This window comes from Novosphingobium sp. (genome assembly GCF_039595395.1).
In the GTDB taxonomy this organism is placed as follows: Bacteria; Pseudomonadota; Alphaproteobacteria; order Sphingomonadales; family Sphingomonadaceae; genus Novosphingobium.
In genome coordinates, this window is sequence record NZ_JBCNLP010000001.1 from 1,059,582 (window position 1) to 1,085,984 (window position 26,403).

31 protein-coding genes and 2 tRNA genes are annotated in these 26,403 nt (G+C 64.5%); 22 read left to right on the top strand and 11 right to left on the bottom strand.

What is annotated here, in order from left to right; all coding sequences use genetic code 11:
- Nucleotides 1-49 precede the first annotated feature (49 nt).
- From ABDW49_RS05015 to ABDW49_RS05045, 7 genes are all read left to right on the top strand, one after another.
- Complete coding sequence (locus tag ABDW49_RS05015; RefSeq protein WP_206242759.1) at nt 50-205, top strand: YnbE family lipoprotein; 156 nt, start codon at nt 50-52, stop codon at nt 203-205.
- Nucleotides 205-597 (top strand): YdbL family protein, encoded by a 393-nt coding sequence (locus ABDW49_RS05020; RefSeq protein WP_343610177.1) that lies wholly within the window; start codon nt 205-207, stop codon nt 595-597. The genes ABDW49_RS05015 and ABDW49_RS05020 overlap by 1 nt, the downstream gene beginning before the upstream one ends.
- A 438-nt stretch (nt 598-1,035) precedes the next feature.
- Complete coding sequence (locus ABDW49_RS05025; RefSeq protein ID WP_343610179.1) at nt 1,036-1,359, top strand: AtpZ/AtpI family protein; 324 nt, start codon at nt 1,036-1,038, stop codon at nt 1,357-1,359.
- A gap of 102 nt (nt 1,360-1,461) precedes the next feature.
- Complete coding sequence (locus tag ABDW49_RS05030) at nt 1,462-2,247, top strand: F0F1 ATP synthase subunit A (RefSeq protein WP_343610181.1); 786 nt, start codon at nt 1,462-1,464, stop codon at nt 2,245-2,247.
- Between the two features lie 46 nt (nt 2,248-2,293).
- Nucleotides 2,294-2,521, top strand: a complete 228-nt coding sequence (locus tag ABDW49_RS05035) for a F0F1 ATP synthase subunit C (protein WP_068091796.1) — start codon at nt 2,294-2,296, stop codon at nt 2,519-2,521.
- A gap of 131 nt (nt 2,522-2,652) precedes the next feature.
- Entirely contained in the window at nt 2,653-3,144 is a 492-nt protein-coding gene (locus ABDW49_RS05040) for an ATPase (protein WP_343610184.1), read from the top strand.
- The gene (locus ABDW49_RS05045) at nt 3,137-3,670 is read left to right on the top strand and encodes a hypothetical protein (protein WP_343610186.1); all 534 of its coding nucleotides are present in this window, start codon (nt 3,137-3,139) and stop codon (nt 3,668-3,670) included. Before ABDW49_RS05040 ends, ABDW49_RS05045 begins: the two co-directional genes overlap by 8 nt.
- A 330-nt stretch (nt 3,671-4,000) precedes the next feature.
- On the opposite strand, the gene gloB is transcribed toward ABDW49_RS05045, so the two are convergent.
- From gloB to rpsA, 3 genes are all read right to left on the bottom strand, one after another.
- Nucleotides 4,001-4,768: a hydroxyacylglutathione hydrolase gene (gloB, locus tag ABDW49_RS05050; protein WP_343610187.1), complete on the bottom strand. Its 768-nt coding sequence runs from the start codon at nt 4,766-4,768 to the stop codon at nt 4,001-4,003.
- Nucleotides 4,765-5,166: a GFA family protein gene (locus tag ABDW49_RS05055; RefSeq protein WP_343610188.1), complete on the bottom strand. Its 402-nt coding sequence runs from the start codon at nt 5,164-5,166 to the stop codon at nt 4,765-4,767. The genes gloB and ABDW49_RS05055 overlap by 4 nt, the downstream gene beginning before the upstream one ends.
- Before the next feature lie 107 nt (nt 5,167-5,273).
- Entirely contained in the window at nt 5,274-6,971 is a 1,698-nt protein-coding gene (gene rpsA / locus ABDW49_RS05060; protein ID WP_343610189.1) for a 30S ribosomal protein S1, read from the bottom strand.
- A 380-nt stretch (nt 6,972-7,351) separates the two neighbouring features.
- Here rpsA and ABDW49_RS05065 point away from each other — a divergent pair, with 380 nt between their 5' ends.
- Nucleotides 7,352-7,792 (top strand): hypothetical protein, encoded by a 441-nt coding sequence (locus tag ABDW49_RS05065; protein ID WP_343610190.1) that lies wholly within the window; start codon nt 7,352-7,354, stop codon nt 7,790-7,792.
- Between the two features lie 77 nt (nt 7,793-7,869).
- Here the strand turns inward: ABDW49_RS05065 and ABDW49_RS05070 are convergent, their stop codons facing one another.
- Nucleotides 7,870-8,514, bottom strand: coding sequence for a (d)CMP kinase (locus ABDW49_RS05070; RefSeq protein ID WP_343610192.1), 645 nt, complete (start codon nt 8,512-8,514; stop codon nt 7,870-7,872).
- Between the two features lie 13 nt (nt 8,515-8,527).
- Nucleotides 8,528-9,868, bottom strand: a complete 1,341-nt coding sequence (gene aroA / locus ABDW49_RS05075) for a 3-phosphoshikimate 1-carboxyvinyltransferase (RefSeq protein WP_343610193.1) — start codon at nt 9,866-9,868, stop codon at nt 8,528-8,530.
- A gap of 220 nt (nt 9,869-10,088) precedes the next feature.
- Between aroA and ABDW49_RS05080 the strand changes: the two genes are divergently transcribed.
- The 12 genes from ABDW49_RS05080 to ABDW49_RS05135 all read left to right on the top strand — a co-directional run bounded on the left by ABDW49_RS05080 (nt 10,089) and on the right by ABDW49_RS05135 (nt 18,636).
- Nucleotides 10,089-10,406, top strand: coding sequence for a TIGR02300 family protein (locus ABDW49_RS05080; RefSeq protein ID WP_343610194.1), 318 nt, complete (start codon nt 10,089-10,091; stop codon nt 10,404-10,406).
- 144 nt (nt 10,407-10,550) lie between these two features.
- Nucleotides 10,551-10,626 (top strand) — tRNA-Ala (locus ABDW49_RS05085).
- A 35-nt stretch (nt 10,627-10,661) separates the two neighbouring features.
- Nucleotides 10,662-10,737: transfer RNA gene (locus ABDW49_RS05090), tRNA-Ala, on the top strand.
- 190 nt (nt 10,738-10,927) lie between these two features.
- Nucleotides 10,928-12,424 (top strand): signal recognition particle protein, encoded by a 1,497-nt coding sequence (gene ffh, locus ABDW49_RS05095; protein WP_343610195.1) that lies wholly within the window; start codon nt 10,928-10,930, stop codon nt 12,422-12,424.
- Between the two features lie 50 nt (nt 12,425-12,474).
- Entirely contained in the window at nt 12,475-12,879 is a 405-nt protein-coding gene (gene rpsP, locus ABDW49_RS05100; RefSeq protein WP_343610196.1) for a 30S ribosomal protein S16, read from the top strand.
- Nucleotides 12,880-12,885: 6 nt separating this feature from the next.
- Nucleotides 12,886-13,392 carry a ribosome maturation factor RimM gene (gene rimM, locus ABDW49_RS05105; RefSeq protein WP_343610197.1) on the top strand — a complete coding sequence of 169 codons (507 nt, stop codon included), beginning with the start codon at nt 12,886-12,888 and terminating at the stop codon, nt 13,390-13,392.
- A complete protein-coding gene (locus ABDW49_RS05110) occupies nt 13,393-13,686 on the top strand; it encodes a hypothetical protein (RefSeq protein WP_343610198.1) in 294 nt (97 codons plus the stop codon).
- A gap of 25 nt (nt 13,687-13,711) precedes the next feature.
- Entirely contained in the window at nt 13,712-14,020 is a 309-nt protein-coding gene (locus ABDW49_RS05115) for a hypothetical protein (RefSeq protein WP_343610199.1), read from the top strand.
- Complete coding sequence (gene trmD / locus ABDW49_RS05120) at nt 14,020-14,769, top strand: tRNA (guanosine(37)-N1)-methyltransferase TrmD (RefSeq protein WP_343610200.1); 750 nt, start codon at nt 14,020-14,022, stop codon at nt 14,767-14,769. The genes ABDW49_RS05115 and trmD overlap by 1 nt, the downstream gene beginning before the upstream one ends.
- Complete coding sequence (gene rplS / locus ABDW49_RS05125) at nt 14,766-15,134, top strand: 50S ribosomal protein L19 (RefSeq protein WP_206238658.1); 369 nt, start codon at nt 14,766-14,768, stop codon at nt 15,132-15,134. Before trmD ends, rplS begins: the two co-directional genes overlap by 4 nt.
- 115 nt (nt 15,135-15,249) lie before the next feature.
- Nucleotides 15,250-17,511, top strand: a complete 2,262-nt coding sequence (locus tag ABDW49_RS05130) for a DPP IV N-terminal domain-containing protein (protein WP_343610201.1) — start codon at nt 15,250-15,252, stop codon at nt 17,509-17,511.
- 99 nt (nt 17,512-17,610) lie between these two features.
- Nucleotides 17,611-18,636, top strand: coding sequence for an aspartate-semialdehyde dehydrogenase (locus ABDW49_RS05135; RefSeq protein ID WP_343610203.1), 1,026 nt, complete (start codon nt 17,611-17,613; stop codon nt 18,634-18,636).
- Between the two features lie 81 nt (nt 18,637-18,717).
- On the opposite strand, the gene ABDW49_RS05140 is transcribed toward ABDW49_RS05135, so the two are convergent.
- On the bottom strand, nt 18,718-19,377 hold the full coding sequence (locus ABDW49_RS05140; protein ID WP_343610205.1) for a hypothetical protein: 660 nt from the start codon (nt 19,375-19,377) through the stop codon (nt 18,718-18,720).
- A gap of 151 nt (nt 19,378-19,528) precedes the next feature.
- Between ABDW49_RS05140 and ABDW49_RS05145 the strand changes: the two genes are divergently transcribed.
- Complete coding sequence (locus tag ABDW49_RS05145) at nt 19,529-20,290, top strand: alpha/beta fold hydrolase (RefSeq protein ID WP_343610208.1); 762 nt, start codon at nt 19,529-19,531, stop codon at nt 20,288-20,290.
- A 217-nt stretch (nt 20,291-20,507) separates the two neighbouring features.
- Here ABDW49_RS05145 and ABDW49_RS05150 read toward each other — a convergent pair whose 3' ends face one another.
- The 5 genes from ABDW49_RS05150 to ABDW49_RS05170 all read right to left on the bottom strand — a co-directional run bounded on the left by ABDW49_RS05150 (nt 20,508) and on the right by ABDW49_RS05170 (nt 25,373).
- Nucleotides 20,508-21,938, bottom strand: a complete 1,431-nt coding sequence (locus ABDW49_RS05150) for an AMP nucleosidase (RefSeq protein ID WP_343610209.1) — start codon at nt 21,936-21,938, stop codon at nt 20,508-20,510.
- A 362-nt stretch (nt 21,939-22,300) separates the two neighbouring features.
- Complete coding sequence (rplI, locus tag ABDW49_RS05155; RefSeq protein WP_343610211.1) at nt 22,301-22,900, bottom strand: 50S ribosomal protein L9; 600 nt, start codon at nt 22,898-22,900, stop codon at nt 22,301-22,303.
- A 12-nt stretch (nt 22,901-22,912) separates the two neighbouring features.
- Nucleotides 22,913-23,137, bottom strand: a complete 225-nt coding sequence (gene rpsR / locus ABDW49_RS05160; protein ID WP_068094520.1) for a 30S ribosomal protein S18 — start codon at nt 23,135-23,137, stop codon at nt 22,913-22,915.
- Between the two features lie 3 nt (nt 23,138-23,140).
- Nucleotides 23,141-23,503: a 30S ribosomal protein S6 gene (gene rpsF / locus ABDW49_RS05165; RefSeq protein WP_343610214.1), complete on the bottom strand. Its 363-nt coding sequence runs from the start codon at nt 23,501-23,503 to the stop codon at nt 23,141-23,143.
- Between the two features lie 427 nt (nt 23,504-23,930).
- Nucleotides 23,931-25,373 (bottom strand): Mur ligase family protein, encoded by a 1,443-nt coding sequence (locus tag ABDW49_RS05170; protein WP_343610216.1) that lies wholly within the window; start codon nt 25,371-25,373, stop codon nt 23,931-23,933.
- A 77-nt stretch (nt 25,374-25,450) separates the two neighbouring features.
- Between ABDW49_RS05170 and ABDW49_RS05175 the strand changes: the two genes are divergently transcribed.
- Nucleotides 25,451-26,275, top strand: coding sequence for an LD-carboxypeptidase (locus tag ABDW49_RS05175; protein WP_343614156.1), 825 nt, complete (start codon nt 25,451-25,453; stop codon nt 26,273-26,275).
- The last annotated feature ends 128 nt before the right edge of the window (nt 26,276-26,403 follow it).

The following is a 26,403-nucleotide window of genomic DNA, read 5'->3' on the forward strand; positions in this document are numbered from 1 at the left end:
CTTTAGGAAACCCGCTCTCGGGCGACGCGCTTGCGCACTGGCGGCTGTGATGGCAGGCTCGGTGATGACGGCAGGGTGCATCACGCTCAACGCGCCCGACAAGGCGATCGTCATCGAGCTGAACATCAAGATCGAACAGGATGTCGTCTACAAGCTGGCACCCGACGTCCAGCAGACGGTGGACAAGAACAAGGATATCTTCTGATGGCCAAGGGTTTCGTTATCGCTGCCGCTCTGGCTGCAGTCACCCTGAGTGCTATGGCTTCCGGGCCCGCCTATGCGCAGGACCGCGACCCGGCCTATGCCGCCGCGCGCTCGGCCGGGCAGGTGGGTGAGCTGCCCACCGGCTATCTGGGGGCGGTGGGCTCGGCGCCCGCGCCGGTGGCCCGCATGGTCGAGGACCTCAACATCAAGCGCAAGTCGGTCTATGCCCAGCACGCCAAGGAGCAGGGCGTGACGATCGAGGCCTATGCCTTCACCACCGGCTGCAATCTGATCGAGAAGACCAGCCCCGGCGAGAAGTACATGGGCACCGACGGCCAGTGGCACACGCGCGGCGGCGAGAAGCCGCTGCGCGATGCGCGTTGCCCCGGCTGACCTTCAGCTTTTGGAAAGCAACGCATCGCCCGGTTGCCCCGATCAAGGGCAATCGGGCGATTCGCGTATGGGGCTGCGGGCAAAGCTGTCCTAGATGTCCGAGGCTTGCATCGGGCCTTTTGCGCGTGGGACGGTGTGACAGCTTTGCCGTGAAATTGTCATGAGCTGTGCAAAGCGTTTACAAACCCTTTCTCCCGCTTTTCCCGCGACAAAGCGGCGCGAAGGGCCGGAAATCAGTCGCTTTCAAGGGAATTTTTTGCCCCGGCTCCGGCTCGGCCCCTTGCAACGCCGGCATCGCTTCCCACTTTCGACCCATCACCGACCGCCACGGGCGGTTGACTTGGATGCACCCCCCGCTTAAGGGCCACAGCGCCCCGGGCGGGCGAGCGTTGCCCATGTGTTAGACCCCTCAGGGCCTTAGTGGCCGGGACGAAAGACATGGAAGACGATACAAACGCACGGAACCCTGTTGGCGAAGACCAGCGCATGACAGCGCTCGACGAACGGATCAAAGCCGTGCGCGAGCGCGAGGAAGCGCGGACCAAGCCAACGGCGGGCGCGGAGGCCGATGCGAATTACCGCATGGGAAGCCGTGTTCTGGCCGAGCTGATCGGGGGGATCGGCGGCGGAGCTTTCATTGGCTGGGTCATCGACCAGGCCATTGGGAGGAAGTCGCACTGGGGTCTGCTGGTGGTGATGGCGCTCGGCGCTTTTGTCGCTTTCAGAAACATCTTCCGGATTTCCGGCTCTTCCCAGGGCTGATCTCTCGCAAAGGAGCGGGCGATCGGCGGCAGGACAATGCCTCGCAAGCGGCATTCCCGGCCACCCTCGGGCAGGGCCCACATAGGTATGAGGGCGTAAAACGTGGCGGAACACGGTCGTGTCGATCCCATGGCGCAGTTCAAGATCGAGCCGCTTTTCGGCACCGATCATTGGGCCATCGCCGGTCACAACATTGCCTTCACCAATTCCGCGCTGTGGATGGCGATCACCACCGTGGCGCTGTGGATTTTCGTGGCAGGCGGCATGAAGCGCGCGCTGGTTCCCGGCCGCTGGCAGATGGCGGTCGAAACCATGACCGGCTTCATCGATGGCCTGCTGGCCGCCAACATCGGCCCCAATGGCAAGAAGTATGTGCCTTACATCTTCTCGCTGTTCATGTTCATCCTGTTCGCCAACATTCTGGGCCTGCTGCCGCTGAGCCTGCTTGGCGTGCATCCCTTCACCTTCACCAGCCACTTCTCGGTCACGGGCGTGCTGGCGATCCTGTCTTTCTCGATCGTGCTGATCGTCGGCTTCGCCAAGCACAAGCTGCATTTCTTCAGCCTCTTCGTGCCGCATGGCACGCCGGTGTGGCTGCTGTGGCTGATCCCGATCATCGAGCTGATCTCCTTCCTCGTGCGTCCTTTCTCTCTCGCGCTGCGTCTTTTCGTCGCGATGATGGCCGGCCACGTTCTGCTTGAGGTGCTCTCCAGCTTCGTCATCAGCTCGGCCAATTCGGGCCTGCTGTGGGGCGGCGTGGTGGGTCTGCCCAGCTTCCTTCTGATGATTGCCATCTGCGCCCTGGAAATCCTGGTCGCCGGCATTCAGGCCTATGTTTTCGCGCTGTTGACCTCGCTGTATCTCAACGACGCCGAGAATCTTCACTAAGTTACTGTTCAACCTGCAAGAATTTACGAAACAAGGAGTTACTGAAATGGACGCAACTGCCGCCAAGCTCGTCGGTGCCGGTCTGGCCGCCATCGGTGCCGGTATCGCCGCCATCGGCGTGGGTAACGTCTTCGGTTCGTTCCTGGAAAGCGCTCTGCGCAACCCCGGCGCTGCCGACGGCCAGCAGGGCCGCCTGTTCATCGGCTTCGCCGCCGCCGAACTTCTGGGTCTGCTGTCGTTCGTCGTCGCGATGATCCTGATCTTCGTCGCCTAAGCAGGTTCGAAAAGGGCCGGGGCATGCGGGTTCACCCTGCACGCCCCGGCTCCTTTCTATCCAGCTTCCCCGGCTTACGCCTGCGCTGACGTCCTTAACGGGCAAGGCGCCTACGACACCGGACACTGACGATGCCCCAGATATCCCAGCTCGCCGAAACCTATGCCAGCCAGATCTTCTGGGTGCTGATTTTCTTCGGCTTCGTGTTTTTCGTCATCGGCAAGGGCATGGTGCCCAAGGTGATGGAAACCATGGCCGCCCGTGACAGCCAGATCGCCGCCGATCTCGCTCACGCCGAGGCTGCCCGCCGCGCCGCCGAAGGTGCCGATGCCGGTTGGCAGGCCACCGCCGCCCAGCAGCGCGCCAAGGCTCACGCCCTGATCGCCGCCGCCAAGCACGATGCCGCTCAGGCCTCCGAAGCCCGCCTGCACGCCGCCGCCAGCGTCATCGACGCCCGCGTCGCCGATGCCGAAGCGCGCATCGGTGCCGCCGTGACCAGCGCCATGGCCGAAATCGAAACCGTGGCCGCTCAGGCCGCTGGCGACATCGCCCAGCGTCTGGCCGGTATCACCGTGGGCGAAGACACCGCCCGCGCCGCTGTGAAGGAAGCTCTCCATGGCTGACCTGAGCCTGATCGTTCTGGCCGAAGCCGCCAGCGAAGCCGCCGAACCCACCGCGCTGGGCCTGACCCCGCCGATGTGGGTGGCGCTCTCGATGGCCGTGCTGATCGTCGTCATGCTGGTGCTCAAGGTGCCGGGCGTGCTGACCAAGGGCCTCGACAACTCGATTGCCGAGATCCGCAAGCAGCTCGACGAAGCCAAGGCGCTGCGCGCCGACGCCGAGGCGCTGAAGGCTGAATACGCCGCGCGCATCGCCAACGCCGAGAAGGACGCGGCCGCCATGCTCGCCCACGCCAAGGCGGAGGCGGAAGCCATCGTCGCCAAGGCGGAAAGCGACACGACCGACGTGATCGCCCGCCGCGAGAAGATGGCCTCCGACAAGATCGAGGCCGCCGAGCGCGGTGCCGTCGCCCAGCTGCGCGTCAAGGCCGCCGAGGCCGCGACCAGCGCCGCTCGTGGCCTGATCGCCGGTGGCTATAGCGCTGCCAACGACAAGGCTCAGGTCGATAGCGCGATCGCTTCGATCTGATTTGTCGCTCGGTTTGCGAACGTGAAAAGCCCTCGCCGTTTGGCGGGGGTTTTTTCGTTTCAGGGGTCAGAAAGTCGGAAGAGGAAATGCGAGGGGATTATCCCCTCGCGCTCCCATGAATGTCTACGTTGCGCATCGGGTTCGGCCTTGCGCAAAGCTTGCAGCGCCGCAGGCAGGAAACCACAGCGCAGTCCCATCGGCTTTCATGCCTGCGGCGCCCTAGGTGGTGCAGGTGGATAGGTGTGGCACAACGACCGGGAACCGTTATCCTATCGTCGGAAGACGTTCCGGGAGCGCGAGGGGGTAACCCCCTCGCATCTTCCTTCCTTCTTAAAACGAATTCTTGGCCTCTCTGAGCGCAGCGAACACCGCCACGGCATCTCCGCCCCCCCAACGCTCCGCCAGAGCGCTGTCGTCGGCCCTGAGGAACGGATTGGTCTCCAGCTCGCGCTCCAGCACGAAGGGCACCGTGGCCCGGCCTGCCGAACGTGCCGCGTCCACCGCCGCCGCGTAATCCGCCAGAGCGTCATTCTCCGGATCGGCATGCACCGCGAAACGCGCGTTCGACTGAGTATATTCATGCGCGCAATAGAGCTGCGTCCGCGCGGGCAAGGCTTTCAGGCGCGAGAGGCTGTCCCAGAACTGCTGAGGCGTGCCCTCGAACATCCGCCCGCAGCCCAGAGCGAACAGCGAATCGCCCACGAAGGCGATTCCCGCTTCGGGCAGGTGATAGGCGATATGGCCCAGCGTATGGCCGCCCACATTGATGACCTGCGCCTGATACGCCCCCAGCGTTACCGTATCGCCCTGATCGACCGTGCGGTCCACGCCCTCGATCTTGGCGGCGTCTCCGGCGGGGGCGGTGATGGTGGCGCCGGTGGCCTGCTTGATGGTCAGGTTCCCGCCGGCGTGGTCCTTGTGCCAGTGGGTGTTCCAGATCTGGGTGATGCGCCAGCCCTTGGCTTCGGCCTGGCGGAGGTATTCCTCGCCATCAGGTGTATCGATGGCGACGGTTTCGCCGCTGGCCTCATCGTGCAGCAGGAAGCCGTAATTGTCGGAGAGGCAGGGGAACTGGTGGACTGTCAGGGTGTGGGTCATGACGCGCGTCCTTTGAGATAATGGGGAATGTCGGTGGGCATGGCGACCCATGGGTGCATGGTCTCCTCCCACACCGAACGAACGGGGGCGAAGGCGGTCTTGTCCTCGATGGCGCCCACCGGGATGCCGATCATGCCGGGCTTGAGGTCGATGGTGCACCACAGGGTCGTGCCGCAGGTAGGGCAGAAGAAGGTGGTGAAGCTGCCCCCGCTGTCGGCGATCCTGACATAGGTGGAGGGCTCCCCGGTCAGAACCAACCGATCCGCCGGATAATAGGCCACCACGCCGAAGGGCGATCCGCTGCGCCTCTGGCAGGCGCGGCAATGGCAGGCGACGATCTGGTCACTGGGGCCGGGGAGGGTGGCGGCGAGGGCGCCGCATTGGCAACTGGCTTGCATGGCAGCCAATATAGGCATGGGCCGGCCAAAGAAAAACCCGCCCGGAGCATGTCCGGGCGGGTCTTCTTTTCAGGCTGCAGCCTGAAGGTGCCGGTAAGCGTTAAAGCTTACTTGGCGCCCTTCAGAGCGGCGCCCAGGATGTCGCCCAGCGAAGCGCCGGCATCCGAGGAACCGTACTGTTCCACAGCTTCCTTCTCTTCGTGCAGCTGACGCGCCTTGATCGAGAAGCTGGGCTTCTTCGAACGGTCGAAACCGGTGACCATGGCGTCGATCTTCTGGCCGACCTGGAAGCGGTCGGGGCGCTGCTCGTCGCGGTCGCGGCCCAGATCCGAACGCTTGATGAAGCCGGTGGCACCATCTTCGCCAGCCTGGACTTCCAGACCGCCGTCGCGCACTTCCAGAACCGTCACGGTGACGACTTCGTTGCGCTTCAGGTTCGAGCCGGCGGCGGTGACGCCAGCGGCGGGAGCACCCTTCTCGAGCTGCTTCATGCCGAGCGAGATGCGCTCCTTCTCGACGTCGACATCGAGAACCACGGCCGAAACCTGCTCACCCTTGCGGTGCAGGGCCAGCGCGTCTTCACCCGAGATGCCCCAGGCGATGTCCGACATGTGGACCATGCCGTCCACGTCGCCATCCAGACCGATGAACAGGCCGAATTCGGTGGCGTTCTTGACTTCGCCCTCGACGTTCGAACCAACGGGGTGACGCTCGGCGAAAGCTTCCCAGGGGTTCTGCTGGGCCTGCTTGAGGCCGAGCGAGATGCGGCGCTTGTCCGAATCGACTTCCAGCACCAGCACGTCGACTTCCTGCGAGGTCGAGACGATCTTGCCGGGGTGGACGTTCTTCTTGGTCCAGGACATTTCCGAAACGTGCACCAGGCCTTCGATGCCGGGCTCCAGCTCCACGAAGGCGCCGTATTCGGTGATGTTGGTGACGGTGCCGCGCAGCTTGGCGCCGACGGGGTACTTGGCGGCCACGCCATCCCACGGATCCGACTCAAGCTGCTTCATGCCGAGGCTGATGCGCTGCGTGTCGTGGTTGATGCGGACGATCTGCACGCGGACGGTGTCGCCGATGGCGATCACTTCGCTCGGGTGGTTGACGCGCTTGTAGCTCATGTCGGTGACATGCAGCAGGCCGTCGATGCCGCCCAGGTCGACGAACGCACCGTAGTCGGTGATGTTCTTGACGACGCCATCGATGATCTGGCCTTCGGCCAGGTTCTGGATCAGGCCCGAACGCTGCTCGGCGCGGGTCTCTTCGAGCACGGCGCGGCGCGACACGACGATGTTGCCGCGGCGGCGGTCCATCTTCAGGATCTGGAAGGGCTGCGGCACGTCCATCAGCGGGGTGACGTCGCGCACGGGGCGGATGTCGACCTGCGAACCGGGCAGGAAGGCCACGGCGCCGTCGAGATCGACGGTGAAGCCACCCTTCACGCGGCCGAAGATCACGCCTTCAACGCGCTTGCCTTCGCCGAACTCGTTCTCGAGCTTGTCCCAGGCGGCTTCGCGGCGCGCGCGGTCGCGCGACAGCATGGCTTCGCCTTCGGCGTTCTCGACGCGGTCAACGTAGACTTCGACTTCGTCACCGACCTTCAGGCCGTGCGGCTGACCGGGGGCGGCGAATTCGCGCAGGGCAACGCGGCCCTCGCTCTTCAGGCCCACGTCGATGACGGCCTTGTCGTTTTCGATGGCGGTGATGGTGCCCTTGACCACGCGGCCTTCAAAGCCGCCGGCGGCGGCGCCGCCCAGGGTTTCATCAAGAAGCGCGGCAAAATCGTCGCGCGAGGGGGTGCTCATAAAAGAGTCCTTGGTGTCGATGTTTCCGGCCAGGCGGTTGTATCCGCCGGTCTTTCCTCCACCTGCCACACCATGCGGCAAATGGGCCAAAAAGGGCCGAACCACCCATGGGGCCGTATGCCGTCATGGGTATTCGCACAGGCAGATGCCGGTACGAACGGGCGGCGCACTAAGCCAATCCTGTACGAAATGCAAGGAAATTGGCGGGTTTCGGAGGGTCGATTGAGCGATTCTCGATGATTCGCCCCCGGAAATCTCGGTTCATCTTTGTAACGGGGCACCTGATCCCGCGTTTTGTTGCTCGTTCATCTCCGGGCTAGGCTGGCGGGTGCCTTTCTCGCGACGGATCGCGACATTCTGTCACAAGAGGATACGACCTTATGAAGGCACATTTTGGCAAGTTCGCGTTGATCGTGGTGGCTGGTTCGCTGGCTCTGGGCGGTTGTGCCACCACGGGTTCGGTGAAGCGGGCGCAGGCACGCGCCGATCAGGCTTTCGTCGAAGGCCAGAAGGGCCAGGCCGACGCAGCGCGGGCTCAGGGTACGGCTGAGGCTGCCGGCACGGCCGCCCAGCACGCGCAGGGCACCGCCGATGCGGCAGGCAGCGCGGCTCAGGGTGCGGGCGCTGCGGCTCAGCAGGCGCAGGCCACGGCGAATGCCGCTGCGGCCAATGGCGAGCAGATCACCGCGCTCAGCACGCGCCTGCACCGTCTGGAAGCGGCCGAATGGCGCCGCAAGCACCCCAAGAAGGCGCACCACAAGCATCACCCCAAGAAGCCCCCGGTGCAGACCAGCGAGGGCCAGGCCCGCTTCCATCAGTAAGCCGGGCTGACAAGCTTGATCGACGCGGAATGGCGGGGTGTAAAACCCCGCCATTTCTGTTTTCAGGCCAGAGAGGTTCAGGCCAGCGGGGTGGCAAAGCCCTTGTCGGCCTTGGTCTCCACCAGGGCGATGGCCGCGGCGATGGCGGCATCCTTGCCCAGATCGGACGTATCGAGCGTGACCGCATCGTCAGCCGCGCGCAAGGGCGCCTCGGTGCGCTCACGGTCGCGGCGGTCGCGGGCTTCCAGATCGGCGGCGATCTCCTCCAGCGTGATGGCGCGGCCCTGGGTCCGCATCTCCAGAAAACGGCGCTGGGCGCGCGCTTCGAGGCTGGCGATGATGAACAGCTTGGCCGGAGCCTCCGGTGCGATCACCGTGCCGATGTCGCGCCCGTCCAGCACGGCGCCGCCAACCTGCGTGGCAAAGGCGCGCTGGCGGTTATAGAGCGCCTGACGCACCGCCGGATGCACCGAGACGCGGCTGGCGAGGCCGCCGCTGGCCTCGCTGCGCAATTCCGGGTCGTCCAGCAGCGAATCGGGGAAGGCGCAGGCGGCCAGAGCTTCGCCCGCATCGTCCGGATTGCCGCCGATCAGCGCCACCTGCCGCCCGACCGCGCGATAGAGCAGGCCGGTGTCGAGATGCGGCAGGTTGAAATGCGCGGCCAGAGCCTTGGCGATGGTGCCCTTGCCCGAAGCGGTGGGGCCGTCGACGGCGATGATCATCTCTTCGTCCTTCTCAGGCCGCAACCAGCCCGGCGAGCAGCGGCATGAAATTGGGGAAGCTGGTGGCGATGGGGCTGACATCGTCGATGGTGACGCCCTTCGTGCTGGCAACACCCGCGATGGCCATGCTCATGGCGATTCGATGGTCGAGATGGGTGACGACCGGGCTGGCATTGCCGCCGGGCAGGGGCGCGCCATTCGTGCCGTCGATCACCATGCCGTCCTCGGTTTCATGCAGCGTGGCGCCGGCCAGTTCGAGCGCCTCGCGCATCACGGTGATGCGGTCCGACTCCTTGACGCGCAGCTCTTCCAGCCCGGTGCAGACCGTGCGGCCTTGCGCCAGAGCGGCGGCCACGAAGAGCACGGGGAATTCATCGACCATGCTGGGCACGACGGCGGGATCGACCTCGATGCCCGTCAGCGCGGAATGGCGCACGCGCAGATCGGCCACGGGCTCGCCGCCGACGATGCGCGGGTTCACCTCCTCGATGCTGCCGCCCATCTGGCGCAGCACGGCGACGATCCCCGCGCGGGTGGGGTTGAGGCCGACGTTCTCGATCAAAACGTCGCTGCCCGGCACGATCAGCGCGGCGACGATGAAGAAAGCGGCGGAGGAAGGGTCGCCGGGGACGACGATGGTCTGGCCGGTCAGGTTCGCCTCGCCGTGGATGCGAATCACACGCTCGCCATCCTCGTTGGTGTCCACGGTCAGATTGGCGCCGAAGCCTTTGAGCATGCGTTCGGAATGGTCGCGGGTGGGGACGGGCTCGATCACCGTGGTGATGCCCGGCGTGTTGAGCCCCGCCAGCAGAATCGCGCTCTTCACCTGAGCGCTGGCCACCGGCAGGCGATAGGTGATCGGCACGGCGGGCTGGGCGCCCTGCATGGTCAGCGGCAGGCGGCCACCCTCGGACGCCGTGAACTGCGCGCCCATCGTCGAGAGCGGATCGATCACCCGGCCCATCGGGCGCTTGGAGAGGCTGGCGTCACCCACGAAGGTGGCGGTGATGGCATGGCTGGAGACCAGACCCATCAGCAGGCGGGTCGAGGTGCCCGAGTTGCCCATGTCCAGAGCGGTTTCAGGCTGGAGCAGCCCGCCCACGCCCACGCCATTGATCACCCATTCGCCATCGGGCTGCTTTTCGATGGTGGCGCCCATGGCGCGCATCGCGGCGGCGGTGGACATCACATCCTCGCCCTCCAGCAGGCCGGTCACGCGGGTTTCACCGATGGCCAGCGCGCCCAGCATGATCGAGCGGTGGCTGATCGACTTGTCGCCGGGGACGCGGATCGTCCCCTTCAGCGCCCCGCCGGGGGTGAATGTATGGGGGCGGGGCTGGCTGGAATGGCTCACGGGCGATCTTTCTGGTGGGACGTTGACAGGGTGCGGCCCCGTCACCAGATATCTGCTGCAAGACCGCCAATCGCGCGGCTTTTGACAGCGCGAACCAGCTATGGCAAGGCGCGTCGCGCTTCGGGGGGCTTTGCGCCTTCGTCGTAATGCATCATGACGCTATTTTTCCGCGCCGGAAGGCGCGGGCCCGCCACATCCGGCGGCATCAGTGAGGAACAGCATGGTCAAGCCAGAATGGGGCGCCAAGCACGGTTGCCCGAAATGCGGCACCCGCTTTTATGACCTGGGCAACAGCGACCCGGTTACCTGCATCGAATGCGGCTATGCCTGGACGCCCGAGCCGGTGCTCAAGAGCAAGCAGCCCATCCCCTATGAGGAAATCCAGAAGAAGGAATCCGCAACGCCCGATGGCGATCTGGCGGATGAGGACGATCTGGACATCGACGATGACGGCGATTCGCCGGACAATGACGTCGATCTGGGCGGCGACGACGATCTGGGCGTGGCCAGCCACGACGACGAGCCGGACGAAGTTTAAGAGTTTTTCGCGGAGTTTTCATTTTTCTGACAGCGCCGCGAAAAAACTTCTTGCCAAGGTCGGGCCTGCCTCCTAGTGGGGCGGCCCGGCCGGAAGGCAGGGACGGAACGAACCACCCAGGGGCGTTTCGGTTCAAATGGTTACGGGGCTATAGCTCAGCTGGGAGAGCGCCTGCATGGCATGCAGGAGGTCAGCGGTTCGATCCCGCTTAGCTCCACCAAACTTTGAACCTAACATATTGATCCCGATGGATATGGGGCCTTAGCTCAGCTGGGAGAGCGCCTGCATGGCATGCAGGAGGTCAGCGGTTCGATCCCGCTTGGCTCCACCATCGCGACAGCGAAGTGAGTATCGCTTGCATCCGGGCGTTACGCTGGCTGACGAGGTTTCGTCCGCCGGCGTTTTTCCGTATGATGCGGCGAACGCTGGCCGGCGAGGTTTCGCCCGCCGGCGTTTTTGGCGTGTTATGGGCTTTGTGATCCGGCTTCCCGCCGGAACGGCCCGGCAGGAGTGGCAAGGACATGTTCGACAATCTGTCCGATCGCCTTGGCGGTGTGTTCGACAAGCTGCGTGGGCGTGGTGCGCTCACCGAGGCTGACGTGCGCGAGGCCATGCGCGAAGTGCGCATGGCCCTGCTGGAGGCCGACGTTGCCCTGCCGGTGGTGCGCCGCTTTATCGATGGCGTGACGGAAGCCGCCATCGGCTCCAACGTGCTGCGCTCGGTGACGCCGGGCCAGCAGGTCATCAAGATCGTCAACGACGCGCTGGTCGAGATGCTGGGTGGGCAGGATGTCCCCGGTCTTGATCTGAACGCCGCGCCGCCGGTCGTCATCCTGATGGTCGGTCTGCAGGGCTCGGGCAAGACCACCACCACGGCCAAGCTGGCCAAGCTGCTGAAGGAAAAGCAGGGCAAGAAGGTGTTGATGGCGTCGCTCGACGTCAACCGCCCCGCCGCTCAGGAACAGCTCAAGGTGCTGGGCGAGCAGGTGGGCGTGGCCACCCTGCCGATCATCGCCGGCCAGACCCCGACCGCCATTGCCGAGCGCGCGCTGCATAGCGCCAAGCTGCAGGCCATCGACGTGCTGATGCTCGACACCGCGGGCCGCCTGCATGTCGACGATCAGTTGATGGACGAGATGAAGGCGGTTGCCGCCATCTCGACCCCCAAGGAAACCCTGCTGGTCGTCGATTCGCTGACCGGTCAGGATGCGGTGAACGTGGCGCAGGCCTTCTCGGGCCAGGTCGATCTGACGGGTGTGATCCTCACCCGTATGGATGGCGATGCGCGCGGCGGTGCGGCGCTCTCGATGCGCGCCGTCACCGGCAAGCCGATCAAGTTTGCGGGCACCGGCGAAAAGCTGGATGCCCTCGAGGTGTTCCAGCCGGGCCGCGTCGCCGGTCGCATCCTGGGCATGGGCGACGTTGTCTCGCTGGTCGAGAAGGCGGCGCAGGCGGTTGAGGCCGAGGACGCCGAAAAGCTGGCCCAGCGCATGGCCAAGGGTCAGTTCGACATGAACGACCTGCGCACCCAGCTGCGCCAGATGCAGAAGATGGGCGGCCTCGGCATGCTTGCTGGCATGCTGCCCGGCATGAAGAAGGCCAAGGCGGCGATGCAGCAGAGCGGCATGGACGACAAGGTGCTGCTGCGCATGGATGCCGTCATCGGTTCGATGACGCCCAAGGAGCGCGCCAAGCCCGATTTGCTGAACGCCAAGCGCAAGATCCGCATTGCCAAGGGCAGCGGCGTGCAGGTTCAGGATGTGAACAAGCTCATCAAGATGCACCAGGAAATGGAGCGCGCGATGAAGCAGATCAAGAAGATGGGCGGCCTGTCCGGGCTCGCCGCGCTGTTCGGCAAGGGTGGCCTTGGGGGTGGCCTTGGCGGCATGGGTGGCGGCGGCATGGGCGGTCTTGGCGGCGGCGGTGCAGGGGGCCTTGGTGGTCTCGGCGGCGCTGGCGGCCTGCCGGGTCTGGGTGCCGGTGGCGCGCCCGATCTCTCCAAGCTCTTCAAGAAATAAGTTTCGTTAATTCAGTCTATTCAACAGTTTAAAATCGAAAGGTAACAGCAATGTCGGTTTCCATGCGTCTGTCGCGCGGCGGTTCCAAGAAGCGCCCCTACTACAAGGTCGTCGTCTCCAACAGCCGCTCGCCCCGCGACGGCAAGTTCCTCGAGCAGGTCGGCACCTACAACCCGATCCTCGCCAAGGATGACGAGAACCGCGTGCGCCTGATCGAGGACCGCGTGCGTTACTGGCTCGGCGTTGGCGCCCAGCCGACCGACCGCGTTGCCCGCATCCTGGACAAGGCCGGCATCAAGGAACGCGCTGCCACCAACAACCCCAACAAGGCTGTTCCCGGCAAGAAGGCCACCGAGCGCGCCGAGGACAAGGCTGAGAAGGCTGCTGCCGCTGCTGCCGCCGCCGCTGAGGCTGCTGCCGCTCCGGCTGCTGAAGCCGAAGCTGCTTCCGAGTAATCGGACATGCGTGCCAAGCCCGTGACCATGGCGGCCATAACCGCCGCCCATGGCATCACGGGCGAGGTGCGTCTCAAGCTGTTCGGGGAAGGCGTGGCGGGGCTCAAGCGCTACCGCGCCTTCAACGAAGGGGCCTTCACGGTTAAGGTGCTGCGCGATGACGGCAAGGGCGGGGCGATTGCCCGCTTCGCCGAGATCGCGGACCGCACTGCTGCTGAACGCCTGCGCGGAACGGTGCTGACCGTGCCCCGCGATGCCCTGCCGCCCTTGGGCGAGGGCGAATATTACCACGCCGATCTGCTCGGCCTGCCTGCCGTCTCCAGCGAGGGCGAGCCTTTGGGTACCGTCATCGCCATCGAGAATTACGGCGCGGGTGACGTGCTGGAAATCGAGAAGCCCAAGGGTGAGGATGGCGCCAAGCCCGTCCGCTTTATGGTGCCGATGCGCGTGGAAGCCGTGCCCGAATGGGATGACGAACGGCTGATCGTCTCTGCGGCTTACGCCGAGGGGTAGATGATCGCTGGCATTCTCCAGTCTGTGCTGGGCACTTTCGTGCTGGCGGGGTTCTGGGGAGCGGTGATGGGTTGCCTGTGCGGGCAATTGAGCCTTGGTCTGACGGCCTTTCTGGCCACAGCCCTGACCTTTCTGATCGAAGTGCTGCTTTACCTGCATCTGTGGGGTGGTGGTCACGGCGGATTTGAGGGCGAAATGGCCACGATCGGGGCGTTCTTGTGGGCGGGGCTTCTCAGCTTTCCCATCGGTATGCCTTTCGCCTGGCATGTCGCGAGGCAGTTTCGTCGGGCATGATGTTCCTCGCTGTATGGAAGGCCGAATGATGCCCGCATTGGTGATGACCTTCCTGTGGTCCCTGCTGCTGCAAGGCGGCATGCTGCTGGGCGTGCGCGTGTTCTACAAGCGCTGGTCGCCGTTGAAGCAGCGTCTGGTGGCGTCCTTCACCCTGCCGGTAGCGGTGGCGCTGATGGCGGTGTGGATGCGGTTTGATCCTTCGCTTTGTTCAGCTGCCAATCCCGATGGGTGCCCGCAGGCATATGGCAGCGTGATGTTTGCCTTGATGATGATCGGTACGCTGCTGCTCTCGGCTTTCCTGCTTTCCTTTATCGGCACCTTGCGGAGACGCTGATGACCTTCTCCGCCACCGTCCTCACCCTTTACCCTGACATGTTCCCCGGACCGCTGGGCGTCAGCCTGGCTGGCCGCGCGCGTGAAGAGGGCAAGTGGGACATCGACGCCGTGCAGATCCGCGACTTCGCGCAGGACAAGCACCGCACCGTCGACGATACGCCCGCAGGCGGTGGAGCAGGGATGGTGCTGAAAGTCGATGTGCTGGCCCGTGCCGTGGATCATGCGCGCGACAACGGCCCGGCGAATCGCCCGGTCATCGCCATGACGCCGCGCGGCAAGCCGCTGACTCAGGCCCGCGTGCGCGAACTGGCGCAGGGCCCCGGCGTCATCGTGCTGTGTGGCCGTTTCGAGGGTTTCGACGAAAGAATTTTCGCCGGACGCGAGGTGGAAGAGGTCTCCGTGGGCGACATCATCCTCTCGGGCGGTGAACCGGCGGCCTTGATGCTGCTTGATGCTTGCATTCGGCTGCTTCCCGGCGTAATGGGCGCGGCCTTGAGTGGGGAAGAAGAATCGTTTGAAAGCGGCCTTCTTGAATACCCCCACTACACCCGACCCCCTGAGTGGGAAGGGCGATTGATCCCTGAAGTGCTGCGATCGGGGGATCATGGAAAAATCGCTGCCTGGCGGAAACAACAGGCGGAGGATGATACTCGGTCACGCAGGCCCGATCTATGGGAGCGCCATGGTGGCGTTCCGGGTCAGTCTGCCTCTGGCGCGCGGCGCGAAAAGAAGGACACAGGTCGATGAACCTGATTCAGCAGATCGAGGCCGAGGAAATTGCCAAGGCCGGCAAGACCATTCCCGAATTCCGTCCCGGTGACACCGTGCGCGTCGGCGTGCGCGTTGTTGAAGGCGAGCGTACCCGCGTCCAGGCCTATGAAGGCGTTGTGATCGCCCGCTCGAACCGCGGCATCAACTCGAACTTCACCGTGCGCAAGATGTCGTTCGGTGAAGGCGTGGAGCGTGTGTTCCCGCTCTACTCGCCCAACCTCGACTCGATCACCGTCGTGCGTCGCGGTGTCGTGCGTCGCGCCAAGCTGTACTATCTGCGTGGCCGCACCGGCAAGCGCGCTCGTATCGCCGAGCGTCGCGACACCCGCCAGGAAGGCTGATCGCCTTACCGCTAGCGGTACAGAACGGACTGTTCTAGGAAGGCGCCCCGGCTACACCAGCCAGGGCGCCTTTTTGTTTTTCTTTCGCCATTTCTGCCGAGGACGCCTCCTTGCCATGCATTTTGCCCGCTTTTCCGCTGCCCTGCTTGCAGCGACCTGTCTTGTTGCCTCGGTTCCCGTTGCCGCGCGAGATGCGGGCGTGAGTAAGGCGCAGACTCAGGAAAGCGGCGTGCTGACTCTGGACCGCGTTTTCGCCAGCCCCAGCCTTTCGGGCCCGACGCCGCGCGGGGTGAAGCTGTCGCCCGATGGCCATTGGCTGACCATGCTGCGCCCCCGTGCCGATGAGCGCGAGCGCTATGACCTCTGGGGCTTCGACCGCAAGAGCGGCCAGTGGAAGATGCTGATCGACAGCAAGACGCTGTCCAGCGGCGCGGCGCTGTCGGAAGCGGAGAAGATGCAGCGTGAGCGTCTTCGGGTCGGCGATCTCAAGGGCATCATCAGCTATAGCTGGGCGGCGGACAGCAAGGCCGTTCTGGTGCCGCTGGATGGCGCGCTCTATCTCGCCAGCCTTGATGGGCATGTGCAGAAGTTGGAGACCGGGGCCGATCCTTTGAACCCGGCGCTCAGCACTTCGGGCAAATATGTGTCCTTCGTGCGCGATCGCCGCTTCTGGGTCGTGCCCGTGGCAGGCGGTCAGGCGCAGGCGATCACGCCCGCCGAGGCCTCCGAAACCGTCCATTGGGGCGAGGCGGAGTTTGTCGCTCAGGAAGAAATGGCGCGCTTCAAGGGCGCATGGTGGTCGCCCGGCGACAAGCTGGTCGCCATCGAGCGCTTCGATGAGGCCCATGTCGGCGTGGTGACGCGCACCTCGATCGGCGCCACCGGCACCAAGACCTTCGACCAGCGCTATCCGGCGGCGGGCACGCCCAATGCAGAGGTCAGCATCTGGATTGTGAAGGCCGATGGCTCGGGTAAGGTCGAGGTCGATCTGGGGGCGGACAAGGACATCTATGTCACCCGCGTCGACTGGGCGCCCGATGGCAAGGCGCTCTATGTGCAGCGCCAGAACCGCGACCAGACGAAGCTGGATGTGCTGAAGGCCGATCCGGCCACCGGCCAGACCACCGTGCTGTTCAGCGAAACCGCACGCCCCAAGATGTGGCTCAACGTCACCGACGATTACCGCTTCCTCAAGGACGGCACGCTGATCTGGCGGTCGGAGCGTGATGGGTTCGGCCATCTCTATCGCTTCGATCCCAAGGCAGGGACGTGGACCCAACTGACCAAGGGCCCGTGGGTGGTCACCTCGCTGGATGGCGTGGATGAGAAGGGCGGCAAGCTCTATTTCACCGGCACAAAGGACGATGTGCTGGCCCCGCAGGTCTATGCGCTGAACTACGCCCATGGCGGCGAACCGCAGCGCCTGACCGAACTCGGCTTTGCTAACAGCGCCAGCATCGACCGCAGCGCGCAGATGCTGCTGGTCACCCGCAGCGGGCCGGCCCAGCCGCCGCAGGTCTATCTGGCCGACACCACCGGCAAGCGCCTGACCTGGGTGGAAGAGAACCGCGTTTCGGGCGACCACCCCTACGCGCCCTATCTGGCCGCTCATCGTGCGCCGACCTTCGGCACCATCAAGGCAGCCGACGGCACCGATCTGCATTACAAGATGATCACGCCGGTGATGCAGCCGGGCAAGGTCTACCCCGTGTTCTTCGAGCATTACGGCGGCCCGCATTCGCAGGTGGTCAGCAAGGGCTGGACCAGCCCGCTGGCCGAAGCCATCGTCGCCAAGGGCTACATCTATTTCGAGCTGGACAATCGCGGCTCACCCAATCGCGGCGTCGATTTTGAAAGCGCGATCTGGCACGCCATGGGCAGCATCGAGGTCTCCGACCAGCGCGATGGTGCCAATTTCCTGAAGACGCTGCCCTATGTCGATGGCAAGAAGATCGCCACCTATGGCTGGTCCTATGGCGGCTATATGACGCTGAAGATGCTCTCGGCCGATCAGGGGCTCTATGCGGCAGGCATCGCGGGCGCCCCGGTGACGGACTGGAAGCTCTACGACACCTATTACACCGAACGCTATATGGGCGATCCCCGCAAGGACAAGGCGGCCTATGATGCCGCTGGCGTGCTGGGCAAGGCCAGCAACATCAGCGATCCGCTGCTGCTGATCCATGGGCTGTCGGATGACAATGTGGTGTTCGAGAACTCTTCGGCGCTGATCGCCAAGTTCCAGGCCGAGGCCAAGCCCTTCGAGATGATGCTGTATCCCGGCTACACCCACCGCGTGAGTGGTCCCAAGATCAGCGTCCATGTGTGGAATACGATTTTCGCCTTCCTGGCACGGCACGGAGTGACGCCGCCGTAATATACGCCAGCTATTGAGCCAAGCGACCATGCGTCTCTGGTCGCGATGGAACAGGCCTGAGGGGCTTCACGCCCCTCGACCGGCCAAGGAGTGAGTGAAATGGGTTATCGTGTTGTTGTCGTCGGTGCCACGGGCAATGTGGGCCGCGAAATGCTCAACATCCTGTCCGAGCGGGAATTCCCCATCGACGAGGTCGCCGCTGTCGCCTCCTCGCGTTCGACCGGCACCGAGGTCGAGTTCGGCGAAACCGGCAAGATGCTCAAGGTCAAGAACATCGAGCATTTCGACTTCACCGGCTGGGACATCGCCCTCTTCGCGGCGGGCAGCGAACCCACCCGCATCTACGCCCCCAAGGCCGCCTCGCAGGGCTGCGTGGTGATCGACAATTCGTCGCTCTACCGCATGGACCCGGACGTGCCGCTGATCGTGCCCGAGGTGAACCCGGACGCCATCGACGGCTATGCCAAGAAGAACATCATCGCCAACCCCAACTGCTCGACCGCGCAGCTGGTGGTGACGCTCAAGCCGCTGCACGATGCCGCCACCATCAAGCGCGTCGTCGTCGCCACTTATCAGTCGGTGTCGGGCGCGGGCAAGGAAGGCATGGACGAGCTGTTCGAGCAGAGCCGTGGCATCTTCGTGGGCGATCAGGCCGATGCCAAGAAGTTCACCAAGCAGATCGCCTTCAACGTGATCCCGCATATCGACGTTTTCCTGGATGATGGCTTCACCAAGGAAGAGTGGAAGATGGTGGTCGAGACCAAGAAGATCCTCGACCCCAAGATCAAGCTGACCGCGACCTGCGTGCGCGTGCCGGTCTTCGTCGGCCATTCCGAGGCGGTGAACATCGAGTTCGAGAACGAGATCAGCGCCGAGGAAGCCCAGAACATCCTGCGCGAGGCCCCCGGCATCATGCTGGTCGACAAGCGCGAGGACGGTGGATACGTCACCCCCGTCGAGGCGGCGGGCGACAGCGCCACCTATGTCAGCCGCGTGCGCGAGGACCCGACCGTGGAGAACGGTCTGGCCCTGTGGTGCGTGTCGGACAATCTGCGCAAGGGCGCTGCCTTGAATGCGGTGCAGATCGCCGAACTGCTGGGCCGCCGCCACCTCAAGAAGGGCTGATCGCAAGCCCTGTCTTTGAAGGCATGAAAAAGCCCCTGCCGGTTTCGTACCGGCAGGGGCTTTTTACGTCAGCGCTCAAGTTTACTGAGTGCGGACAGTCGTGGTTGTGGTGCTGGTGGCCACATTGGCGCTGTTATGCGCCGGAGCCTTGCGGACCACCTTGGTGTGCACCACCTTGCGGCGCGGGGTCGAGGTGGTCGTGGTCACGGCCACTTCCTGCTGCTTGGCCTGCTGGTCAGCGGCGGCGGCGGCCGTGGCGGCAGCAGCCTGACGGGCAGCATTGGCATCAGCCGCGGCGGTGGTTGCCGCATTGTTGGCCTGCTCGGCGCGGGCATTGGCGTCTGCCACCTGAGCCTGAGCATCCGCCGCCTGAGCATTTGCCGCAGCGGCCTGTTCATGCGCGGCCTGCACGCGGGCGTTGTTCATTGCCTGCTTGCGATGCTGCACCTCGCCCAGATTGGCCTCCGCCATGGCCGAGGCGTGGTTGGCCGTGGCAATGGCGTCATCCTTGTGGCCGCTGGCCAGAGCTTCCTTGGCATGGTTGAGTTCCTCACGTGCGCTGGCCTGTTCTGCTGTCAGCATCTGGGCGGCACCCGCCTGATCGGCGGACTGCAGCTTGGCCTCTGCGGCGGAAATGGCTTCACGGGCGCGGTCGGCCTTGCCCGCCATGGCCGGAGTGGCCAGACCCAGAGCAAGGGCGGTCGCGCTCAGAGCGATAATCTTCGACTTAACGGTCAACATGTCCTGTCCTTTCGGAGCTACCAGTTGAAACTAGTAGGCAGAACAGATCGCAGCCCGCCCTGTTCCATGAACATTTCACCGTGCTTGTTGTTTTCTTAGGTTCATGTATCGGGGCATTTCGGGGCCACAAAACAGCGGAGTAACTGGGCAAATGGACGTAACGACTGGCTTTTTTGCAGGCTTCAACGGCGATCAACTGGCCCTCCACATGGCCGGCCCCGAGGATGGCCGCCCCGTCGTGCTGGTCCATGGCCTGTTTTCCTCCGCCCAGATCAACTGGGTGAAGTTCGGCCATGCAGCTTTGCTGGCCGATGCGGGCTTCCGCGTGATCATGCCCGACCTGCGCGCCCATGGAGAGTCGGCCGCCCCGCATGACCCCGCCAGCTACCCCGAGGACGTGCTGGTGAAAGACCTGCTGATCCTGATCGAGCACCTCGGCCTGACTGATTACGACCTCGGCGGCTTCTCGCTGGGCGCGCGCACGGTGACGCGCGGCGTGATTTCCGGCCTGTCGCCGCGCCGCCTCGTGCTGGGCGGCATGGGTCTGGAAGGGCTGGCTGGCTGGGCCCGGCGCAGCGCCTTCTTCATCGATGTGATCGACCGCTTCGGCACCATCAAGCACGGCGACCCCGCCTACATCGCCCAGCAGTTCATGAAGGCGCAGAAGGTGGACCAGATCGCCGCCCGCCTGCTGCTGGGCAGCGTGGACGACACTCCGCCCGAGGCTCTGGCGCACATCACCCAGCCCGTGCTGGTGGTGTGCGGGGATGACGATCAGGACAATGGCTCGGCGCCGAAGCTGGCCGAGGTGCTGGCCGATGCGCGCTATGTCGAGGTGCCCGGCACGCATATGGGCTCGGTGACGCAGAAGGCCATGGGGCAGGCGATTCTGGCGTTTTTGACAGAAGGTTGAAGGGAAAGATGCGAGGGTGTTACACCCTCGCGCTCCCATTAATGTCTACGTTGCGCTTCGGGTTCGACGTTGGAGCAACGTCGCAGCGCCGCAGGCAGAAATGTGATGCCTGCGGCGCGGTGAGGTCTGGCGCAAGGATCGTGTGCCACTGCCTAGGCGTCGGAAGACGTTATGGGAGCGCGAGGGGGTAACCCCCTCGCACTTACTCCCTTCCTTCTTACCGGAACGGCGGTTCATTGAACGCCCGCAGCTTGCGCGAATGGAGCTTCTGCCCCTCGGCGCGCAGCAGTTCGCAGGCCATGGTGCCGATCTTCAGATGCGAGGCGATGGCTTCCTCATAGAAGCGGTTGGCCTGACCGGGCATCTTGATCTCGCCATGCAGCGGCTTGTCCGAGACGCAAAGTAGCGTCCCATAGGGCACGCGGAAACGATAGCCCTGCGCGGCAATCGTCGCGCTCTCCATATCGATGGCGATCGCGCGCGACAGGCTGAAGCGCTGCGCCGAAAGCGCGTAACGCAGTTCCCAGTTGCGGTCGTCGGTGGTGACGACGGTGCCGGTGCGCATGCGCTTTTTGAGGTTCGCGCCGGTCTCGCCGCTGATGATCTCCGCCGCCTGGGCGAGGGCGAGCTGCACCTCGGCGATGGCGGGGATGGGGATCTCGGGCGGCAGGACGGGGTCCAGCACATGGTCGTCGCGCAGATAGGCATGGGCCAGCACATAGTCACCGATGCGCTGCGTGTCGCGCAGGCCGCCGCAGTGGCCGATCATCAGCCATGCCTCGGGCCGCAGCACGGCGAGGTGGTCGCAGATCGTCTTGGCGTTGGAGGGCCCGACGCCGATGTTGACCAGCGTGATGCCGCTGCGGTTCGGGCCGATCAGGTGGTAGGCGGGCATCTGGTGGCGGCGCCATGCGGTGTCCGACAAACGCGCGCGGGCGTTTTCCACAGGCTGATCCACATACAAACCACCGGCTCCCGACAGGGCTGTATACCCGTTTTTCCCCAGTTGGGTGCCGGCCCAGTCCACGAACTCATCGACGTAGCGGTGATAGTTGGTGAACAGGATAAAGCGCTGGAAGTGATCGGTATCCGTGCCGGTGTAATGCGCCAGACGCGCGAGCGAAAAATCGGTGCGCAACCCGTCGAACAGGGCCAGCGGGATCGAATCGTCCACCCGGCCCAGATCGATGCCATCGGCGATCTCGTCACCGATCAGCGCCAGCTCGGTGGCGGGGAAGTGCAGGGCCAGTTCGGAAGGCTTGGTGCTGACCGGGGCCGAGGCATCCAGCACATAAGGGAAGGGGATCTGCTGCGTGGAGCGGCCCACCTCGATCTCGATGGCGTAATCGGCGGCCAGCAGGTCAAGCTGCTCGGTCAGATACTGGGCGTAGAGCTGCGGGCGCGTCACCGTGGTCGAATAGGTGCCCGTGTAAGGCAGGCGACCAAAGGCGCGGCTGGCGTCGGGATGGGTCTCCCGGCCCGCGTAATGGATGCGCAGCTCGGGATAGCACCAGGCGCGCTCGATCACGCGCTCGGCCGGGGGCGGGGTGCCGTTTTCGGCATAGGCCAGAATGTCGGCGCGCAGCGTGGAAACAGCCGCGTCATAAATGCGGCTCAGTTCGGAAATGACATGTTCGATGTTCTGCATGCGCGTGAGTGTAACGCAGACGTGTGACGGCGCAAGGACCGGGTGAAGAGTGTTTTTAAGAGGGTGAATGGAAGGGGTTAAAGGGAAAATGCGAGGGCCATCGCCCTCGCGCTCCCTTTAGTTGTCGGCGGGGCGCTTGGGGTTCGGCCTTGGAGTAAGGTCGCGGCGCCGCAGGCAGGAATGTGATGCCTGCGGCGCGGTGAGGTGGGGCGCAACGGTCGGGTGCCACTGCTCTGGCGTCGGGAGACGTCATGGGAGCGCGAGGGGGTAACCCCCTCGCATTTCCTTCTTCAAACCTTCAACCCAAACGAAAAAGGGCGCCCCGAAAGGCGCCCTTCTCATAACCGCTAGGGGTAAAAGGCTTACGCCTCTTCGCCTTCGGTCGGCTCGTCCAGCAGGTCGCTGGCGATCTCGCCGGGTTCGGCATTGGGGTCATAGGCTTCGGTGAAGCCGCCGACCTCGTTGTCGAACATGGCGTCGATCACGTTCACGCCCTGGGTCTGCAGCTCGGCTTCGTCAGCCGAGCGAGCAACGTTCACCTTGACGAGAACCGACACTTCGGGGTGCAGCGCGATGCGCACGTCGACGATGCCGATGGCCTTGATCGGGTGCTCCAGGACAACCATGCCCTTGGTGACCTTGGCGCCCTGCTCGTTCAGAGCCTCGGCGATGTCGCGCACCGAAACCGAACCATAGAGCTGGCCGGCGTTCGAGGCCTGACGGATCAGGACCACGGTCTTGCCTTCGACGTCGCCCGACTGGGCAACGGCGTCGTCGCGACGCGAAGCGTTTTCGGCTTCGATGCGGGCGCGGTTGGCTTCGAAGACCTTGCGGTTGGCTTCGTTGGCGCGCAGCGCCTTCTTGTTGGGCAGCAGGAAGTTACGGGCGTAACCGTCCTTGACGTTCACGACGTCGCCGATGGTGCCCAGCTTCTCGATGCGTTCGAGGAGAATGATCTGCATGGGTCTTCTCCCTTACTTGACGAGGTAGGGCAGCAGGCCCACGTGGCGGGCGCGCTTGATGGCCTGGCTCAGCTCACGCTGCTTCTTGGCAGAAACGGCGGTGATGCGGCTGGGCACGATCTTGCCACGCTCGGACATGAAGCCCTGAAGCAGGCGCACGTCCTTGAAGTCGATCTTGGGAGCATTCTTGCCCGAGAACGGGCAGGACTTGCGGCGACGGAAAAATGCACGAGCCATGGATCAAGCCTCCTCGCGGTCGCGGCGACGGCTGCGCTCGCGATCGTTCTTGCGCATCTGCACGCTGGGACCGGTTTCATGCTCGTCAACACGGACGGTGATGAAACGGATGACGTCTTCGTTGATGCTGGTCTGACGCTCCAGCTCGGCGACGACGCCGGCGGGGGCTTCAATGTTCAGCAGCACGAAGTGCGCCTTGCGGTTGCGCTTGATCTTGTACGCCAGGCTCTTGAGGCCCCAGGTCTCGGTCTTGGTGACCTTGCCCTCGTTGCTCTCGACGATCTCGGTGGCGGTGGCGGCCAGGGCGTCAACTTGCGCCTGGCTGAGGTCCTGGCGAGCCAGGAACACGTGCTCATAAAGAGCCATGCCAGCTTCCTTTAAACATCATAACCGATCGCTGGCTGATCCGCGGGATTGCGGGGCCCCTCCGGCTTTCTTCGCATGTCCATATGCGCGATCTGCGAATCCGCGCTTTCAGAAGGGGTGGCGCATAGTGGATTGCGGGGTGAAAGCAAGGAAAATCGGGGGAGGAAAGGGGATCCAAGGGTAGGTGCGAGGGGGTTACCCCCTCGCGCTCCCATGACGTCTTCCGACGATGGGGTAGGGGCGCCCGATCCTTGCGCCCGACCTCTCCACCTGTGTTACCTGGGGCGCCGCAGGCTTTAAAGTGCATCATTCCAACGCCGTGCCTGGCGTTCATGCCTGCGGCGCGGCGTCGTTACTCTGTGGCCGAACCCGAAGCGCCCACGCCGACAACTAAAGGGAGCGCGAGGGTGATGACCCTCGCATTCTTTTACTTCAACCCCTTCAACAGATCGGCGGCAAACAGGCTGAGCGTATCGTCCCGCGCCCCCATCACCACGATTCGATCTCCGGGCCGGGCGAGGGCGGACATGGCCTCACCGCAGGCATCGCGAGTCGGGACATGTTGGGCCTGAGGCGCGGAAGTACTGCCCTCGGCAATGAGGCGGATGATGCGTTCGGAGCCTTCCGAGCGGTCCACCGTGCCCCCGAAATAGACCGGGTCGCAGAGGAAGACGTGGTCTGCGGGATCGAGCAGATCGGCGAAGACCCGCGCGAGTTCGGCGCCCATCTGGCGCAGCGGGCCATAGCCGTGGGGTTGGAAGAAGGCGATCACGCGGCCCGGATGGCTCTTGAGCGTCTTGAGCGTGGCTGAAACCTTGTCCGGGTTATGGCCGAAATCGTCGATCACCGTGATGCCGGAGGGCGAGGTGCCGACGATATCGAAGCGCCGGGCGAGACCCTCGAAACTGCCGAGCGCCTGAACCGCCTCGCTGACGGGGATGCCCGCTGCTTTGGCGGCGGCGATGGCGGCCAGAGCATTGGCGAGGTTGTGGCGGCCGGGGACTTTCAGGGTGAGGTCATGCATGGCGGACAGGGTGGGATTCGAACCCACGGTGTCGCGCAGTTGCGCCGAAATGCTGGTCGGCCCTTCAACGATGCTGCCGGGTACCACGCTGATCTCGGCCTCGGCGCTGTCAATCCCGAAGGTCACCAGCCTCTTTGCATGCCCGGCCAGTGCCGCCGTTTCGGCATCGTCCAGATTGATCACGCCCACATCGGCGCGCGCCAGAAAATCGCCAAACAGCGTGCGCAGTTCCTCCAGACTCTTGTGATCGAGGCTGACATTGTTCAGCACCGCCACGCTGGGGCGATAGAGCGCGATGGAGCCATCGCTCTCATCCACCTCGGAGACGAACAACCCGCCGCCGCCCACCCGCGCGCTGGCGAAAGGCGCATCCGGAGCGCGGAAGTTCTTCATCACCGCGCCATTCATGATCGTGGGGTCGCGGCCCAGAGCGGTCATGATCCAGCCAATCATGCCGGTGACGGTGCTCTTGCCGCTGGTACCGCCCACCGCGATCCGCTGTGGCGCGGCGTTGAACAGTTCGGAGAGCAACTGTGCCCGGCTCATCCGGGGGCAACCCAGTTCCTTGGCGCGCACCATTTCCGGCACGGTGTCTTCCACGGCGGCGGAGGCGACCAGTACTTGTTCAGCACTGCTGATGCCGCTGCCATCCTGCGGGAACAGCGTGAAGCCAAGGCTCTCCAGCCAGCCGAATTTCTCTGGCGTACGCCCCTGATCGCGGCCCCGGTCCGAACCTGCCACTTCAGCGCCCAGCCCGCGCAGGATCAGCGCCAGAGGCAGCATGCCCGATCCGCCGATGCCGCAGAAAAACCATGGGTGAGAGGTGAGCGTGCTGTTCTCGGTCATGAGGGCGGGCCTATGCGGCGCGGCGCCAAAGGGCAAGAGCGTTGCCTTTCCCGGCCCTCAAGCGCTATCCCCCTGCCATGCCCACACGCATCGCCATCTGCGCCCCCGCCACGCCGATCACGCCCGAGGATGTGGCGCGCACTCAGGCCATCGCCGCCGCGTTTCCCGACGCCGAACTGCATTTCCACCCACAATGCTTCGCGGTGGACGGTCATTTCGCCGGGCCGGATGCGGTGCGCCTCGCTGCTTTTCTGGATTGCGCCAACGATCCCGCCTTCGATGCGGTGTGGTTCGCGCGCGGCGGCTATGGTTCGAATCGCATCGCGGGGGAGGCGCTGGGGCAGCTCTCGCTGGCGGCGCGGCACAAGGCGTACCTTGGCTATTCGGATCTGGGCTATCTGCTGGCCGGGCTTTACCGCGAGAAGATCGGTCGCCCCACGCATGGGCCGATGGTTGGCGATGGCCGCCGCTCTGGAGGCGAGGAAGCACTGCGCCGGGCTCTGGGCTGGCTGACCGGCGCGACGGATGGGCTGGAGCCCGGTCTCGCCGAGGAAAAGCATCCCGTCGTTGCGCTGAACCTCACCACGCTGGCGATGCTGGCGGGCACGCCGCTGATGCCGGGCCTTGCAGGGCATGTGGTGATGGTGGAGGAGGTCAGCGAGCATCTCTACGCTGTGGACCGCCTGTTCTTCCACGCCACGGCGCATCTGGGCGGGATCGCGGGGTTGCGGTTGGGCCGGGTTTCCGCCGTGCCGGAGAACGACCGCGACTTCGGGGCGACGCCTGTGCAGATCGCTCAGGACTGGTGTCATCGGCACTCGATCCCGTTTCTGGGAGGGGCGGATATCGGGCATGACGCCGCGAACCGGATTGTGCCGTTTGGGAAGCAGGTAAAGGCATGAAAGCAGGGGGCGTTACGCCCCCTGCACCCCCGTTACGTCTCCCGGCGATAGGGCGGTCTGGCCGAAGCCTTGCGTGGAAACGCTCCGCCGCGCAGCGGCCTTAAAGCCTGCGGCGCGGCGAGGTGGTG

Excerpts from the sequence above, each read along its gene's own strand:
- ABDW49_RS05015 (WP_206242759.1), top strand. The coding sequence starts at position 50 with ATGGCAGGCTCGGTGATGACGGCAGGGTGCATCACGCTCAACGCGCCC.
- ABDW49_RS05020 (WP_343610177.1), top strand. The coding sequence starts at position 205 with ATGGCCAAGGGTTTCGTTATCGCTGCCGCTCTGGCTGCAGTCACCCTG.
- ABDW49_RS05025 (WP_343610179.1), top strand. The coding sequence starts at position 1,036 with ATGGAAGACGATACAAACGCACGGAACCCTGTTGGCGAAGACCAGCGC.
- ABDW49_RS05035 (WP_068091796.1), top strand. The coding sequence starts at position 2,294 with ATGGACGCAACTGCCGCCAAGCTCGTCGGTGCCGGTCTGGCCGCCATC.
- ABDW49_RS05040 (WP_343610184.1), top strand. The coding sequence starts at position 2,653 with ATGCCCCAGATATCCCAGCTCGCCGAAACCTATGCCAGCCAGATCTTC.
- ABDW49_RS05045 (WP_343610186.1), top strand. The coding sequence starts at position 3,137 with ATGGCTGACCTGAGCCTGATCGTTCTGGCCGAAGCCGCCAGCGAAGCC.
- gloB (WP_343610187.1), bottom strand. The coding sequence starts at position 4,768 with ATGACCCACACCCTGACAGTCCACCAGTTCCCCTGCCTCTCCGACAAT.
- ABDW49_RS05055 (WP_343610188.1), bottom strand. The coding sequence starts at position 5,166 with ATGCAAGCCAGTTGCCAATGCGGCGCCCTCGCCGCCACCCTCCCCGGC.
- rpsA (WP_343610189.1), bottom strand. The coding sequence starts at position 6,971 with ATGAGCACCCCCTCGCGCGACGATTTTGCCGCGCTTCTTGATGAAACC.
- ABDW49_RS05065 (WP_343610190.1), top strand. The coding sequence starts at position 7,352 with ATGAAGGCACATTTTGGCAAGTTCGCGTTGATCGTGGTGGCTGGTTCG.
- ABDW49_RS05070 (WP_343610192.1), bottom strand. The coding sequence starts at position 8,514 with ATGATCATCGCCGTCGACGGCCCCACCGCTTCGGGCAAGGGCACCATC.
- ABDW49_RS05080 (WP_343610194.1), top strand. The coding sequence starts at position 10,089 with ATGGTCAAGCCAGAATGGGGCGCCAAGCACGGTTGCCCGAAATGCGGC.
- ffh (WP_343610195.1), top strand. The coding sequence starts at position 10,928 with ATGTTCGACAATCTGTCCGATCGCCTTGGCGGTGTGTTCGACAAGCTG.
- rpsP (WP_343610196.1), top strand. The coding sequence starts at position 12,475 with ATGTCGGTTTCCATGCGTCTGTCGCGCGGCGGTTCCAAGAAGCGCCCC.
- rimM (WP_343610197.1), top strand. The coding sequence starts at position 12,886 with ATGCGTGCCAAGCCCGTGACCATGGCGGCCATAACCGCCGCCCATGGC.
- ABDW49_RS05110 (WP_343610198.1), top strand. The coding sequence starts at position 13,393 with ATGATCGCTGGCATTCTCCAGTCTGTGCTGGGCACTTTCGTGCTGGCG.
- ABDW49_RS05115 (WP_343610199.1), top strand. The coding sequence starts at position 13,712 with ATGATGCCCGCATTGGTGATGACCTTCCTGTGGTCCCTGCTGCTGCAA.
- trmD (WP_343610200.1), top strand. The coding sequence starts at position 14,020 with ATGACCTTCTCCGCCACCGTCCTCACCCTTTACCCTGACATGTTCCCC.
- rplS (WP_206238658.1), top strand. The coding sequence starts at position 14,766 with ATGAACCTGATTCAGCAGATCGAGGCCGAGGAAATTGCCAAGGCCGGC.
- ABDW49_RS05130 (WP_343610201.1), top strand. The coding sequence starts at position 15,250 with ATGCATTTTGCCCGCTTTTCCGCTGCCCTGCTTGCAGCGACCTGTCTT.
- ABDW49_RS05135 (WP_343610203.1), top strand. The coding sequence starts at position 17,611 with ATGGGTTATCGTGTTGTTGTCGTCGGTGCCACGGGCAATGTGGGCCGC.
- ABDW49_RS05140 (WP_343610205.1), bottom strand. The coding sequence starts at position 19,377 with ATGTTGACCGTTAAGTCGAAGATTATCGCTCTGAGCGCGACCGCCCTT.
- ABDW49_RS05145 (WP_343610208.1), top strand. The coding sequence starts at position 19,529 with ATGGACGTAACGACTGGCTTTTTTGCAGGCTTCAACGGCGATCAACTG.
- ABDW49_RS05150 (WP_343610209.1), bottom strand. The coding sequence starts at position 21,938 with ATGCAGAACATCGAACATGTCATTTCCGAACTGAGCCGCATTTATGAC.
- rplI (WP_343610211.1), bottom strand. The coding sequence starts at position 22,900 with ATGCAGATCATTCTCCTCGAACGCATCGAGAAGCTGGGCACCATCGGC.
- rpsR (WP_068094520.1), bottom strand. The coding sequence starts at position 23,137 with ATGGCTCGTGCATTTTTCCGTCGCCGCAAGTCCTGCCCGTTCTCGGGC.
- rpsF (WP_343610214.1), bottom strand. The coding sequence starts at position 23,503 with ATGGCTCTTTATGAGCACGTGTTCCTGGCTCGCCAGGACCTCAGCCAG.
- ABDW49_RS05170 (WP_343610216.1), bottom strand. The coding sequence starts at position 25,373 with ATGACCGAGAACAGCACGCTCACCTCTCACCCATGGTTTTTCTGCGGC.
- ABDW49_RS05175 (WP_343614156.1), top strand. The coding sequence starts at position 25,451 with ATGCCCACACGCATCGCCATCTGCGCCCCCGCCACGCCGATCACGCCC.